The organism is Saccharopolyspora karakumensis (assembly GCF_004349225.1).
Lineage (GTDB): Bacteria > Actinomycetota > Actinomycetes > Mycobacteriales > Pseudonocardiaceae > Saccharopolyspora > Saccharopolyspora endophytica.
On record NZ_SMLA01000010.1, the window covers coordinates 63,913 to 77,122 of the forward strand.

The following is a 13,210-nucleotide window of genomic DNA, read 5'->3' on the forward strand; positions in this document are numbered from 1 at the left end:
AGCACCGGTGGACGATCACGCGGACGGCACAGCCGAGTGGGTCGGCTCGGCGACCTCGCCTCGTGCGTCCGCGTGATCGAACCCGCGTTGTCTCAGGCTGTGGCCGGCTCCTCGGCGGCTGGGGTGGACTCGGGGTCGTGCTTGCGCACTGCGACCAGGGCGAGTGCGCAGAGCGCGACGACTGCGGCGGCGCCGACGTAGAGCTGGGTCGCCGAGGCGCCTGCGTCCTTGAGCAGCCCTGCGATGGTCGGGGAGAGGATGGCGCCGATCCGGCCCATGCCGAGCGCCCAGCCCATGCCGACGCTGCGGAGGTGGGACGGGTACAGCGGTGGCCCGACGGTGTAGGCACCGGCGATGCAGCCGTTGATCAGCGCGCCGACGATGACGCCGATCCCGAAGCCCAGCCAGAGGATCGAGGTGCTCAGGATGAACACGACCATCATCGCGGCCGACAGCAGCGAGAACCCGATCAGCACGACCCGCGGCGGGCGGAGCCGTGCGGCCAGGCCGTAGAGCACGGAACCGACTGTGCCGCCGATCGAGATCGCCATTCCGGCGCTGACCGCGGCGCTCTTCGACAGCCCCTCCTCGGCGAGAAGGGTGGGGGTCCAGCTGTTGACGAAGTAGAAGCCGAACATGATGGTGATGAAGATGATCCAGAGCAGGATCGTGGGGGCGAGCAGCTGCTTCAGCCAGCCCGAACCGGCCTGCCCGGCGTTCTTCCGGGCGGAGCTCGCCTGGTCGAGTTCGGGCGAGCTGATGGAGTCCATCCCCATGCGCGCCAGGGTCCGGTTGATGCGCTCCAGGGCGGCGCGGGGACGGCGCTGCTCGAGGAACGCGATGGACTCGGGCAGCAGCACGGCGATGACGATCAGGGCGAGCAGGGTTCCGAAACCGCCTGCGTAGAAGACGATCCGCCAGTCACCGCCCACCGTGCTCTTGGCGACGAGGCTCGCGAGGGTCGCGCCGATGCCGTACCCGGCGGTGTAGATGCCGATGGCCAGCCCGCGGTTCTTCGCGTTCGAGAACTCGCTGGCGATCACGTTGGTGCTGGCCAGGATGCCGCCCACGCCGATGCCGGTCACGAGCCGGAACAGGCCCATCACCAGCACCGAGGGGGCCATCGCGGCGCCGAACATGCCGATCGTGCCCAAGGCGAGGCTGATCAGGATCAGCGGGCGACGCCCGATCAGGTCGGCGAAGGGGGCGAGCAGCATCGAACCCAGCGCCATGCCGATCAGGCCGACCGAGACCAGCAGCCCGAACTGGGAACCGTTGAGCCCGAACTCCTCGGTGACCGAGGGGCCGGTGAACGCGACCGCCATGACGTCGAAGCCGTCGAGGCAGTTCATGAAGGTGCAGAGCGCGACGATCAGCCATTGGTAGCCGGACATGGGCGCCGCGCCGATGCGTGCCGTGAGGGTCATGGATGTGTCCAGTGGTGAGGGATCCGTTGGCCCGGATCAGCTGAGGTGGAGGGTGAGGGAGGCGCGGTCGCCGGTGTTGCCGGCCACCGCGCGGGAGACGCAGAGGCACAGGTTGGTGCAGCGCTGCTTCTGCTCCTCGCTGAGGAAGACGTCGCGGTGGTCGATGGTGCCCTCGACGTCGACGATCTTGGCGAGGCAGAGTCCGCACTCGCCCTTGCGGCAGTCCGAGAGCGTGTCGATCCCGGCCGCGTTCAGCGCGTCCAGGAGCGAGGTGTCGGGTGCGACGGCGACCTCCCGGTCGAGCTGGGGGAGGCGGACCAGGAACTCCTCGGACTCGAATCGGCCGCTGGAGCCGAAGGTTTCGAACCGCAGGTTGGTCTGCGGGAGGGCGTGCTCGGTCCAGCTCGACCTGATCGCGTCCATCAGGCCGATCGGGCCGCACATGTAGAGCTCGGTGGTGTCCGCGTTCGGTGCTGCGGCGATCTCGCCGACAAGGTCGGGAACCGACAACGGCGTTGCTTCGTCGTCGACGTGCACCCGGAGCCGGTCGCCGTGCTCGGTGCTGAGCTCGTCGAGGTAGGCCATGACGCGACGGCTGCGGCCGACGAGCACGAGCTCGTAGTCGGCGCCGCGTCGGCGCAGAGCCGAGGTCATCGCGACCAGCGCGGTGACGCCGATGCCGCCGGCGACCAGGACGTAACGACCGGCGCCGACCGCGAGCGGGAAGCTCTGCACCGGCCCGGTGACGGTGAGCTCGTCACCGACGGCCAGCACGTGCATGGCCTGGGAACCACCTCGGGAGCTGGGGGAGAGCTGCACGCTGAGCGTGAGCCGACGGCCCCCGTCCTCGGACCGCACGACGGAGTAGGAGCGGATCTGCTGCCGGGGCAGGGCGACGTCGACGTGCGTGCCGGGCGCCGCGTGCTCGGGGTGTTCGACCTCCAGCACGATCCGGCGGACTCCGTCGGCGACGAGATCGGCTTCGACGACCTGCGCCCGCTGCCAGCGGGACTGGGAGTGGGCCGCCATCAGGCACCCCTGCCCGCAGCAGGAGCCGCCGAGGGCCGCCCTTCGGCCGCCAGCATCCGCTCCAGGATCTGGCGGACCCACATCCCGCCCGCGTCGATGTTGAGGCTGTAGAACTCGTGCTCCGGGTTGGCGTCGATCGCGCGTTGCTGGGCCCGCAGCATGTCCTCGTCCTCGCCGAAGACGCCGTGCACGCCCTGGCGCAGCTGGGTGGTGATCGTCTGGCTGTCGAGGCGGTAGTTGCGCATGAACGCCCAGAAGTAGTGGCAGCTGCGGTCGGTCTCGGGGGTGATCGTGTTCATGACGTACCCGTTCACGCCGTGGCTGCGGTCGCCCTCGGGCGCGCCGGTGCCGGCCTTGGCGACACCGACGTCGATGCAGATCGTGGCCGGGGCCTGGAACCTGATGATCTGCCAGCGGTCGACCTTGCCCTCGAAGCCGGGGAACTTGTCGCGCATGTTCTTCAGCCAGAACGGCGGGGCGTCGATGTCGCGCATCCAGCGGGTGACGGTGACCGTGTCGCCTTCGTGGGTCACGTCGAACTCGGACTCGGAGAGCTCCTCCTGGCCGATGCTCGAGGAGTGCACGAACTCCTCGTGGGTGAGGTCCATCAGGTTGTCGAGGACCAGCTGGTAGTTGCAGTCGGCGTGGATGGTCTCGCCGTCACCTGCCCAGGCCGGGTCGTCCACCTGGTGCATGTCGGGCACGGTGGCCGGATCGGCGAGGTCGGGGTCGCCGACCCACACCCAGACGTAGCGGTAGCGCTCGACGACGGGGTAGGAGGGCACGACCGCGCTCGGGTTGATCGTCTCCTGCGCGGGCATGGCGGTGCAGCGACCGGTCGAGTTGTAGCGCAGGCCGTGGTAGGGGCACTGCAGCTCGTTGCCGAGGATCTTGCCCTGCGACAGCGGTGCGAGCCGGTGCCAGCAGGCGTCGGCGAGCGCGACGGCGCGTCCTTCGGCGTTGCGCCACAGAGCGAGCGGAACACCGGCGACGGTGCGCGCCAGCGGCTGCTTCCCGGTGACCTCGTGGTCCCAGGCCGCCACGTACCAGGCGTTGCGGGGGTGGTTGAAGATCTTCGCCGCGGCCGTGGTCGGTGCTGCGGGTTCCACCGGTGCGGGGGTTGTGAGCGTCATTGGCCAACTCCCTATGAAGAGAGGTATCTGTTGCGTGAGCCACAAGCTATCTATGGATATAGTGAGTTGGCAAGGGTGGATAGCGTGGCTGATCAGGAGGGGAGGCAGTCTTGTCGCTGCGATATGCGCTGATCGCGCTGCTGACGGGTCGTCCGATGACCGGCTACGACATCTCGAAGAGCTTCAGCCGCTCGGTCGCGCACGTCTGGCACGCCCCGGACTCGCAGATCTACCCGGCGCTCAACCGGATGGAGCGCGACGGGCTGCTCTCCTCGGTCGAGATTCCCTGGGGCAAGAAGGGGACCAAGAAGGAGTACCACGTCACCGACGCGGGCCTCGCCGAGTTCCGGGAGTGGATGGAATCGCCCCTGGTGCCGCAGTGGCAGCGCGACCCCGCCTACCTGAAGGCCGCGTACTTCGACTTCGCCGACCCGGCGGCGGTGCGCGAGCAGCTGCGGCAGCAGCAGGCGTACTGGGAAGAGCACCTGGCCACGCTCGAGGACACCCGAGCGACCCTCGCCGACCGCAGCCATCCCACCCTGGCGGCGCGGATCGCCGAGCTGGAAGAGCGCGAGGCCGAGCTGACCGTCCGCTACAAGATCTACGCCTACGACGGACTGATCGCGCGCGCCCGAACCGAACTGGCGTGGATCCAGGACGGCTTCGCGCTCCTCGACGAGCTGCACGACACCTGAAGACCCCGCGGTCGTGAGCCGGTGCCCTCCGCGCACGTGGAGGAGTCCGGATGAACGCTCGTGGGAGCAGCGGCCCAGGAGTGCGGCGATGCCGCTCTGAATCGGCGCTTGCACCGCGTTCTGCCGCGGCTCCGGTCCACTGTGGCTGGTCGAGGACATCGCCGAGGGCCTTTGTGGCGCCGCGTCGATGACCTCGACCCTGCCCATGCCCAGACCAGGTAACGACGAGCACCTGATCTGCTGGGCCGCCCGCTCAGTCGCGGGTCTCGAGGAGGAATTGCCCGTTCGAGAGCTGGTACGTGCAGCGGTAGTCCGAGTAACCGTGGTTCAGGTAGATCTCGCCGCCGCCCTGGCACTGGCGCTTCGTGTCGTAGAAACCGGCGTACTCCCATTCGCTCATCGCCGTGGAGCTGCTGGATGAAGGCGCTGCGCCAGCGGGTGCGGCCAGGGCAACGCCCGTCAAGCCGAGAATCGAAACCGCACTCGCCGCGCCGACGGCCGCTGCCCGGAACATGTTTCGCATTGTCGTGATCCCCTCAGCGTGTCTTCCGATGCCGGGCCAGGAGGCCCGGCATGACCAAGCTAAGGGCACGGCCACGACCGGCGAATCAGCAGATCGCATATATCGCTCCATTCCTTCGTAGCGAGCACGCGATACTTTGGTTGCATCGACCCATCCTTCAGCAGCATTGCCGGATCCAGGTGTTGCGGATCGGTTCGCAGCGAGGATGAGTGCGCCGGATCGTGCGTTTCGCTGTGTGGATCAGCGGTGAGCGTGATTGCGGCTCAGCCGTTCATGGCTTGGGCCATGCGCCGGGACATCTCCTCTTCGGACACGTCCTCGACGTGCGTGGCGATGCTCCAGGAGTGCCCGAAGGGGTCTTCGAACTCGCCGCTCCGATCGCCGTAGAACCTGTTCTCCACCGAGTTGAGCACCGTCGCCCCGGACTGGACGGCCTCGTGGAACACCTGGTCGACGTCCTCGACGTACACGTAGAGCATCGTCGGTGTCCCGCCGATGGATTTCGGGCTGCGGGCGCCCATGTCAGGTGCTTCATCGGCGAGCATGATCACCGCGTCGCCGACGGCGATCTCGGCGTGCGCGATCTTGCCGCTCTGCATCGGCATCCGCATGCGCTCGGTGGCGCCGAGCACCCGGCAGTAGAAATCGATCGCGGCATTGGCGTCGTCGACGAACAGGTAAGGCGTGACCCGCGGGAAATCCTGCGGGATCGGTTGAACATTCGTCATGGTTCCCCCTCGTCTGAGCGGCGTGGCCCCGCGCTGGGCGCTTCGGGGGCGCCGAGTGCGAGGCTACGCCGCTCGTGCGGGGTTTGCTTTTCGACCGCGGTGCGGGCGATCGTCGGTTGAGCACCGGCGGAAATCCTGGTGCGCCTGCACTTCTCGATCTACTTCGGCGTGGACCGCGTGACGCCGGATCGCCCGGGTGCACAGTCGCGGGTGCGCAGAACGTCCGCTGTGGAGGGGTGTTCAGGTGCAGATCGCTCCGGTTGCCGCGGAGCCGACCAGCTTCGAGTACTTCCCCAGCACACCCGTGCGGTGCTCCCGAGCGGGCGGGGTCCAGGCGTTCCGCCGCTCGTCGAGCTCGTCCTGCGGGACGTCGAGGTCGAGGGTCTTGGTGGTCATGTTGAGCACGATCGGGTCGCCGTCCTGCACCAAAGCGATGGTGCCGCCGTCGGTCGCTTCCGGTGCGACGTGCCCGATGCACAAGCCCGTGGTCGCTCCGGAGAAGCGGCCGTCGGTGACCAGCAGCACTTCCTTGCCCAGCCCGGCTCCCTTGATCATCCCGGTCACGGCGAGCATCTCGCGCATCCCGGGGCCACCGCGCGGGCCCTCGTAGCGGATCACCACGACGTCGCCGGCGACGACGGTGCCGTCGCTGACGGCGTCGAGGGCGCCCTGCTCGCCGTCGAACACCCTGGCGCGCCCGCGGAATTCGGTGGTGTCGAAGCCCGCGGACTTGACCACGGCACCGTCCGGGGCCAGCGAGCCGCGCAGGATGGTGATGCCGCCCGTCGGGTGGATGGGGTCGCTCATCGCGTGGATCACCGTTCCGTCGAGGTCAGGCGGGTCGATCTCGGCGAGGTTCTCCGCGACGGTGCGGCCCGTGCAGGTGAGGGCGTCGCCGTGCAGGAGGTCGGCGTCGAGCAGGGCCTTCATGACCACGGGCACCCCGCCGACCTGGTCGACGGTGCTCATCACGTGAGCACCGAAGGGCTTGACGTCGGCCAGGTGCGGGACGCGCTCGCCGATGCGGTTGAAGTCGTCGAGCGTCAGCGGCACCTCCGCCTCGGCGGCGATGGCGAGCAGGTGCAGCACGGCATTGGTCGAGCCGCCGAACGCCAGGACGACGGCGATCGCGTTCTCGAACGCCTCCCGGGTCAGGATCTGCCGGGCGGTGATCCCCTTCTCCAGCATCCGGATCACCGCTTCGCCCGAGGCCCGCGCGATGCCGTCGCGCCGCCGGTCGACGGCGGGTGGGCTGGCCGAGCCCGGCAGGGCCATGCCCAACGCCTCGGCCGCGCTGGCCATCGTGTTCGCCGTGTACATGCCGGCGCACACGCCCTCGCCCGGGCAGATGGCGCGCTCGATCTCGGTGAGCTGCTCGCGGGTGATCAGCCCGCGGGCGCAGGCCCCGACGGCCTCGAACGCATCGGCGATGTTGACCTCGCGGCCGTCGACGTGCCCGGGCAGGATCGTCCCGGCATAAACGAAGGCTCCGGCCAGGTCGAGCCGGGCCGCGGCCATCAGCATGCCGGGCAAGGACTTGTCGCAGCCGGCCAGCAGGACGGTGCCGTCGAGCCTTTCGGCCTCGACGACCGTCTCCACCGAGTCGGCGATGATCTCGCGGCTGACCAGCGAGTAGTGCATGCCGACGTGGCCCATGGAGATGCCGTCGGAGACCGAGATCGTGCCGAACTCCATGGGATAGCCGCCCGCGTGGTGCACGCCCTCCTTCGCCGCCTGCGCCAAGCGCTGCAGGGACAGGTTGCAGGGGGTGATCTCGTTCCAGCTCGACGCGATGCCGATCTGCGGCTTGACCAGGTCGTCATCGCGCATCCCGACGGCGCGGAGCATGCCGCGCGCGGCCGTGCGCTCGATGCCCTGGGTGACCTGGCGGGAGCGGAGCTCGAGATCGGACATGATGCCTCCTCGGCAAACGGGACGACGAGGTCCACGATGGCAGCCCCCACGCGCGCGAGCACGCCTCCCACGCTGAGCACGCGCCGGAACGCCGTCCGGGTTCCTGGAACACGTCCCGGACCGCATGTCGAGCACCGGCCCCGCGCCAGCGGAAACGCCGGCGCGGGAACACCGGAGTCAGGGGCTCGCCGTCCCGACCTCACGTCTCGATCAGGAGAACTGGATGCCGCCGTCGATCATCACCGATTGCCCGGTCATGTAGTCCGAGTCGTTGGAGGCGAGGTAGGACACGAACGAGGCGACGTCTTCGGGCACGGAGACGCGGCCGAGGTGGATCAATTCCGAGTACTTGTCGATGGCCGCGCCCTTGCGGAGACCCTCGTGCTCGGCGAGCTTCTCGTCGATGTGGTCCCACATGGCGGTGCCGACGATGCCGGGGCAGTAGGCGTTGACGGTGATGCCGTACTGCGCCCACTCCATCGCGGCGGCCTGGGTGAGTCCGCGCACCGCCCACTTCGAGGCGGAGTAGTGCGCCAGCAGCGGGAACGGCCGGTAGCCGACGATCGAGGCGGCGCCGATGATCTTGCCGCCGCCGCCCTGCTTGATCATCTGCTTGGCTGCGGCGTTGTAGCAGAGGTAGACGCCGCGCAGGTTGATCGACATGAGCTCGTCGAACTCCTCCGGTGTGACCTCCAGGAGCGGTTTGACCTGGGCGATGCCGGCGTTGGCGATCATCACGTCGAGTCGCCCGAGGTCGGTGGCCACGGTGTCGACCATGTGCTGCACGGCGTCCGGGTCGGCGACGTCGGCGACCGCGACGGCCGAGCGCCTGCCCAGTCCGGTGATCTCGTCGGCGACGGCTTTGAGCTGGTCGCTGTTGGCGTCGATGTCGTTGACGGCGACGTCGTGGCCGTCGGCGGCGAGCCGCAGCGCGATCCCCTTGCCGATGCCCCGGGCGGCGCCGGTGACGAGCACGACGCGGGAGTTGTTGTGAGCAGCCATGGAGTTCTCCACTTCCTGGTGGCGGTTCTCATGCGCGAGCACCGGTGTGGGGCGGTGTCAGGGCGTGAGACTTGCCGGGGCCGATGCGCCGGCTCACGAGATCGTGACCCGACGTGTGGTCCCGTTCACATCACCAGCGAGCCTAGGAACGGCGCTGCACACGGGGCAGGCCTCGGCTGTCTCAGTTTGAGACAGCCAGACCTGAAGCGGATTTCGCTTCTCCGCTTCGGGCCTGGGCGTGCTGCTGCGGGGTTGAGGGGCGGATCCGGTCCGCGACCTTCGTCTCGCCTCGCGCTGTTGGCCGGGCTCAGTCCATTCCGGATTCGCGCAGCGTGATGTTGAGCCGCCCGGAGCTCATGCCCATCTCTGGATCGGCCGTCCCGGGCAGGGTTCTCGGCACGCCGTGGAAGGCCATGCGGGACGGTCCGCCGAAGCAGAACAGGTCGCCGGAGCGCAGTTCGACGTCGGTGTAGGGCTGCTTGCGGTTCTCGGTGTTGCCGAAGCGGAACACGCACTCATCGCCCAGGCTCAGCGAGATCACCGGGGCGCGGCTGAGCTCGTCGCGGTCCTGGTGCATGCCCATGCGAGCCCCGGCGTCGTAGAAGTTGACCAGCGCGATGTCCGGGTCGTAGGGGCCCGTGCCGGGGCAGGTCTCGGCGACCGCCTGCCTGCCGAGTTCGGCGAGCCAGCCGGGCAGCGGCTTCACCGGTGCACCGTCGCCGTCGTCGACGGTCTTCGAGTAGCGGTAGGGGTACCAGTGCCAGCCCAGGCACACCGTCTGCACCGACATCCGCGCGCCGTTGGGCAACCGTGCGGCCCGCAGTCCGGCGGGTGGTCGTGCCCATTCCCGGCAGGCGCTCACCAATCGCCGCTGCCACTGCGGCGACAGCCACCCGGGGACGTGCACCGCCCCGGGAGCGATTTCAGTGCGCGGACGCGGGAAGAGCTCCATCACCTGCGATTTTACTTTCGGTCTCGCACGTCGGAGCGGCGCGGGTCGCCTCTGCGGGCAAGGGCGGTGGCTCGCCTGCTGCCCGCTCCCGGGAGGTGGGTTTCGAGGCGGGGAAGGTCTGCTTCGGCCTCCCGCACCTGCGCACAGCGCTAGGATTCCGCCCGGATCTCCGGCAGGTCTTCACAGGTGGGCGGCCGGGACGAGTACGCTTGCGCGCGTATTGGCGGGGTCGGATGCGTTGACCTGGACATCCGTTTCCGTGCCCCAGCTCAGAGGGGGGCGGAAACCAATGGCCGTGGACCGGGGCAGTCTCGCGGACGGTCTTTTCGCCATCGTCGAGGACAGCTCCGACCTCGATGTGCTGCCGGAACGGTTGTGCCGTGCGTGTCTGGCCGCGTTGCCGGTTGACGGAGTTGGGTTGTCGCTGATGGGCGGGAATTACGTCGGGGAGCGTGCTCTGCTGGGTGCGAGCGACTCGACCGGGGCCCGCCTCGAAGAGCTGCAGTTCAACCTCGGCGAGGGTCCGTGCGCGTCCGCGTTCGCCGATGGACAACCGGTGCTGGTCCCCGACCTCGGTGATGGCGACGCCAAGGGGCGGTGGCCGATGTTCATCCACGAGGCGGAGACGACTCGGGCGCGGGCCCTGTTCGCCTTCCCGCTGCAGATCGGCGCGATCAGCATCGGCGCGATGGACTGCTATCGGACTCGGCCCGGCCCGTTGCACGAGGTGACCGAGGCGCTCGTCGTCGCCGAGGCGGTGACGCTGGCGCTGTTGCACGCGCAGGCGCACGGGGGCGGGCGCGGATTGGCCGACATGGCTGTCGGGCACCATGCGGCCGTGCACCAGGCCACTGGCATGGTTTCGGTGCAACTGGACATCAGCATCGAGGAGGCGTTCGTGCGGCTGCGTGCGTACGCCTATCGGCACGATCGGTCGCTGGACGAAGTCGGCGCAGATGTCGTCGCGCGCAGGCTGCGCTTCACCGACGTGCCGCAGTAGTTTCACCGACGTGCCGCAGTAAGAGCCGTGCTCACCACGTTCGCATCGCATCAAGGAGAGTGGCCATGAATACCCGCCCCCCGCGGCGCGAGCGGGCGCTGACCGAGGCGCTCGTGGAGATGGCAGACACGTTGGTGGCCGATTACGACGTCGTCGACCTCAGCCACAGGCTGGCTTCGCACTGCGTGGACCTGCTGCCGGTGGCTGCGGCAGGCCTGCTGCTCATCGACGAGCACGGCGATCTCCGCATGCTGGCCTCGTCCAACGAGCAGGCCCGGCTGTTGGAGCTGTTCCAGCTCGAAACCGATCAACGTGGGCCGTGCCTGGAGGCGTTCCACACGGGCCACCCCGTCCTGGTCGATGATCTGGAGAGCAACGGTCGGCGTTGGCCCGCGTTCGCCTTCGAGGCGCGGCGACAGGGAATCCGGGCGGTCCACGTGCTGCCGTTGCGGCTGAGGGCCGAGACCGTCGGGGCGCTGAGCCTGTTCAGCAACGACGTCACATCGCTGTCCGAGGACGACCGGAGGCTGGGGCAGGCGCTGGCCGATGTGGCCACCATCGGGATCCTGCAGCAGCGCGCGCTGGAACGCAGCGAAACCGTGATAGAGCAGCTTCAGGGTGCTCTCAACAGCCGGGTGACGATCGAGCAGGCCAAGGGCGTGCTGGCGGAGCGAGGTGGCATCGATGTCGATACCGCGTTCGCCCTGCTGCGCGACTACGCTCGCGAGCACCGGATGAGGCTCAGCGATCTCGCGCGCAGCGTGGGGGTGGACCGGGTTGTGGCGGCCGATGTCCTGCGACGCAGGTCTGGCTGAACGGACAACCGGCCCCTGGTGCGGCCGGCAAGCCGGAATGATCGACAGCGCTCACCGCTGCGCGCGCGGTGAGGCGCGGAACTCTCGCGGTGACATCCCCGCAGCGCGCCGAAAAGCGGTGCTGAACGCTCTCTCGGACTGGTTCCCGATGGCCTCCGCGATGGTCGTGAGGGAGTCCTCCGTGCGCAGCGCGGCGCGTACCAGCCGCCCAGCCGTGAGAAGCGCTCATCCAACGCTGCGGACGCCCATTCCTGATCGTGCGCTCTTCCTGCCAGCGCTGAGCGTCGAGTTCCCCTCAGGGGTCGTGGGGCCGGGACCGGGCATCGACGAGGGTGACCGTGGCGAGGCCGGCCAGCTGCCGTCGCCCGGATCACCGGACGACGGCAGCAGCGCGGCTTCAGGAAGCCAGCGAAGCCGAGAGGGAGATCGTCGTGCCCGCCAGCGCCTGGCTCACCGGGCAGTTGGCCTTGGCGTCCTCGGCGGCTTTGGCGAAGGCGCTCTCGTCGACCCCGGGCACCTCGCCCCGCACCGTCAGCTGGATGCCGGTGATGCCGTCGCCGGGCTTGAAGGTGACCTCCGCGTGCGTTTCGAGCTTGGTGGGCGGAGTGCCGGCCTGGCTGAGCCCGTTCGAGAGCGCCATCGAGAAGCAGCTGGAATGCGCGGCGGCGATCAGCTCCTCGGGGCTGGTCTTGCCGTTGGGGTCCTCCGCGCGGGACGGCCAGGACACCGGGTACTGCCCGACGCCGGATGAGTCCAGAGTTACCTCGCCGGTGCCCTCCAGCAGAGTGCCCTGCCAGACGGTGTGCGCGGTGCGTGTTGTGGCCATGCCGGTTCCTTCCTCGTCGAACGGTGAGGCGCTCCGTTCGGTGAGCGCCACCTGGCATCCGATCACACCTGACGCCCGCACGCCTCCAACGCGGGGGAGCGGTGGGTGCGGTCGAACGGGTGCGTGAACGCGGCGGGCCGCTGCTCGCAACCGGTTCCGGCACGGTGGTGGGTTCGTCGAATGCGGGCCGGCGCCCCACGGCCCACCATGGGTGGGCACCCGCCCGCGCCAGTGGTGCGCTCGATCTCGACGTGGTGAGCCCGGAGCGGTTGTCGATGAAGGAGATGCCATGCCACAGCAGGAAATGCTCGGACGTCGATTGGCGCGACGACTCGCCTGGCTGGACCCGGTCGAGGACAAGATCCAACCGATGGTGCGCGGCGCGCTTCGGAAGGCCATGCCGCTGCGGAACCTCCTCGATGGGACCTGGCTGGGCGCTCCGCTGCACCCCGCGTTGACCGACATCCCGGTGGGAGCGATGACGACGGCGCTCATCCTCGACTCCGCGGAGTCGCTGTCGGGATCGCAACGGTGCGGCGTGGCAGCGGACGGCGCGCTGGCGGTGGGGGTGCTGGCGACCCTGCCCGCGGCGCTGACCGGCACTTCCGACTGGCGAGACCTCATGGGTGAGTCCAGGCGGGTCGCCAGTGCGCACGCCTTGCTCAACGTGGGCGGCCTCGTGCTGAACATCACCTCCATCGTGGGGCGCGCGCGGGGCAGTCGCCGATGCGCCAAGGCGAGTTCCGGAGCGGCGTTCGCGCTGTCCTCGATCGCGGCCCACATCGGAGGCGAGTTGAGCTACGGCATGGGGGTCCGGGTCAACCAGGATTCGGCGCACGCCGGGCCTGCGGAGTTCACCGAGGTCCTCGCGGAGGCAGATCTCGCATCCGACGAGCTGAGGCGAGTGGAGGTCGCCGGCGAGTCCGTGCTGCTCGCGCGCTCGCGCACGGGTGCACCGATGGCGATCGCGGCGGTGTGCAGTCACGCCGGTGGCCCGCTCGAGGAGGGCGAGCGGGACGGTGATCGGGTGATGTGCCCGTGGCACGGCTCCTGCTTCGAGATGGAGACCGGCGACGTCGTCGACGGACCCGCCGTCTTCGCGCAGCCGCGGTACGAGACCCGCGTGCAAGCCGGGCGGATCTCGATCCGACGCGTAGAGCCCTGAG

At 69.1% G+C, this 13,210-nt stretch carries 14 protein-coding genes; 4 read left to right on the forward strand and 10 right to left on the reverse strand.

The window, feature by feature from the left end; genetic code table 11:
* Window positions 1–92 precede the first annotated feature (92 nt).
* Genes E1202_RS09640 through E1202_RS09650 form a run of 3 tightly spaced genes read right to left on the reverse strand, consistent with a single transcriptional unit; the run spans window position 93 to window position 3,589 of the window.
* Window positions 93–1,427 carry an MFS transporter gene (locus E1202_RS09640; protein WP_132682333.1) on the reverse strand — a complete coding sequence of 445 codons (1,335 nt, stop codon included), beginning with the start codon at window positions 1,425–1,427 and terminating at the stop codon, window positions 93–95.
* Between the two features lie 36 nt (window positions 1,428–1,463).
* A complete protein-coding gene (locus E1202_RS09645; protein ID WP_132682335.1) occupies window positions 1,464–2,456 on the reverse strand; it encodes a PDR/VanB family oxidoreductase in 993 nt (330 codons plus the stop codon).
* Entirely contained in the window at window positions 2,456–3,589 is a 1,134-nt protein-coding gene (locus E1202_RS09650; protein ID WP_132682337.1) for an aromatic ring-hydroxylating dioxygenase subunit alpha, read from the reverse strand. Before E1202_RS09650 ends, E1202_RS09645 begins: the two co-directional genes overlap by 1 nt.
* Window positions 3,590–3,699: 110 nt before the next feature.
* Between E1202_RS09650 and E1202_RS09655 the strand changes: the two genes are divergently transcribed.
* Window positions 3,700–4,284 carry a PadR family transcriptional regulator gene (locus E1202_RS09655; protein ID WP_132682338.1) on the forward strand — a complete coding sequence of 195 codons (585 nt, stop codon included), beginning with the start codon at window positions 3,700–3,702 and terminating at the stop codon, window positions 4,282–4,284.
* A 253-nt stretch (window positions 4,285–4,537) separates the two neighbouring features.
* Here the strand turns inward: E1202_RS09655 and E1202_RS09660 are convergent, their stop codons facing one another.
* From E1202_RS09660 to E1202_RS09680, 5 genes are all read right to left on the reverse strand, one after another.
* Entirely contained in the window at window positions 4,538–4,798 is a 261-nt protein-coding gene (locus E1202_RS09660) for a hypothetical protein (RefSeq protein WP_132682339.1), read from the reverse strand.
* A 272-nt stretch (window positions 4,799–5,070) separates the two neighbouring features.
* Window positions 5,071–5,535 (reverse strand): VOC family protein, encoded by a 465-nt coding sequence (locus E1202_RS09665; protein ID WP_132682341.1) that lies wholly within the window; start codon window positions 5,533–5,535, stop codon window positions 5,071–5,073.
* 240 nt (window positions 5,536–5,775) lie between these two features.
* The gene (gene ilvD / locus E1202_RS09670) at window positions 5,776–7,449 is read right to left on the reverse strand and encodes a dihydroxy-acid dehydratase (RefSeq protein WP_132682343.1); all 1,674 of its coding nucleotides are present in this window, start codon (window positions 7,447–7,449) and stop codon (window positions 5,776–5,778) included.
* A 210-nt stretch (window positions 7,450–7,659) separates the two neighbouring features.
* The gene (locus E1202_RS09675) at window positions 7,660–8,451 is read right to left on the reverse strand and encodes an acetoin reductase (RefSeq protein ID WP_132682345.1); all 792 of its coding nucleotides are present in this window, start codon (window positions 8,449–8,451) and stop codon (window positions 7,660–7,662) included.
* A gap of 307 nt (window positions 8,452–8,758) precedes the next feature.
* A complete protein-coding gene (locus tag E1202_RS09680) occupies window positions 8,759–9,403 on the reverse strand; it encodes an alpha-ketoglutarate-dependent dioxygenase AlkB family protein (protein WP_132682347.1) in 645 nt (214 codons plus the stop codon).
* Window positions 9,404–9,692: 289 nt separating this feature from the next.
* Here E1202_RS09680 and E1202_RS09685 point away from each other — a divergent pair, with 289 nt between their 5' ends.
* Window positions 9,693–10,403, forward strand: a complete 711-nt coding sequence (locus tag E1202_RS09685) for a GAF and ANTAR domain-containing protein (protein WP_132682349.1) — start codon at window positions 9,693–9,695, stop codon at window positions 10,401–10,403.
* Between the two features lie 65 nt (window positions 10,404–10,468).
* The gene (locus tag E1202_RS09690; RefSeq protein WP_132682351.1) at window positions 10,469–11,218 is read left to right on the forward strand and encodes a GAF and ANTAR domain-containing protein; all 750 of its coding nucleotides are present in this window, start codon (window positions 10,469–10,471) and stop codon (window positions 11,216–11,218) included.
* A gap of 51 nt (window positions 11,219–11,269) precedes the next feature.
* Here the strand turns inward: E1202_RS09690 and E1202_RS32965 are convergent, their stop codons facing one another.
* Window positions 11,270–11,422, reverse strand: coding sequence for a helix-turn-helix domain-containing protein (locus tag E1202_RS32965; RefSeq protein ID WP_132682486.1), 153 nt, complete (start codon window positions 11,420–11,422; stop codon window positions 11,270–11,272).
* A 193-nt stretch (window positions 11,423–11,615) separates the two neighbouring features.
* Entirely contained in the window at window positions 11,616–12,044 is a 429-nt protein-coding gene (locus E1202_RS09700) for an OsmC family protein (protein ID WP_132682352.1), read from the reverse strand.
* A gap of 289 nt (window positions 12,045–12,333) precedes the next feature.
* On the opposite strand from E1202_RS09700, the gene E1202_RS09705 reads away from it, so the two are divergent.
* Window positions 12,334–13,209: a Rieske 2Fe-2S domain-containing protein gene (locus E1202_RS09705; RefSeq protein WP_132682354.1), complete on the forward strand. Its 876-nt coding sequence runs from the start codon at window positions 12,334–12,336 to the stop codon at window positions 13,207–13,209.
* Window position 13,210 lies beyond the last annotated feature (1 nt).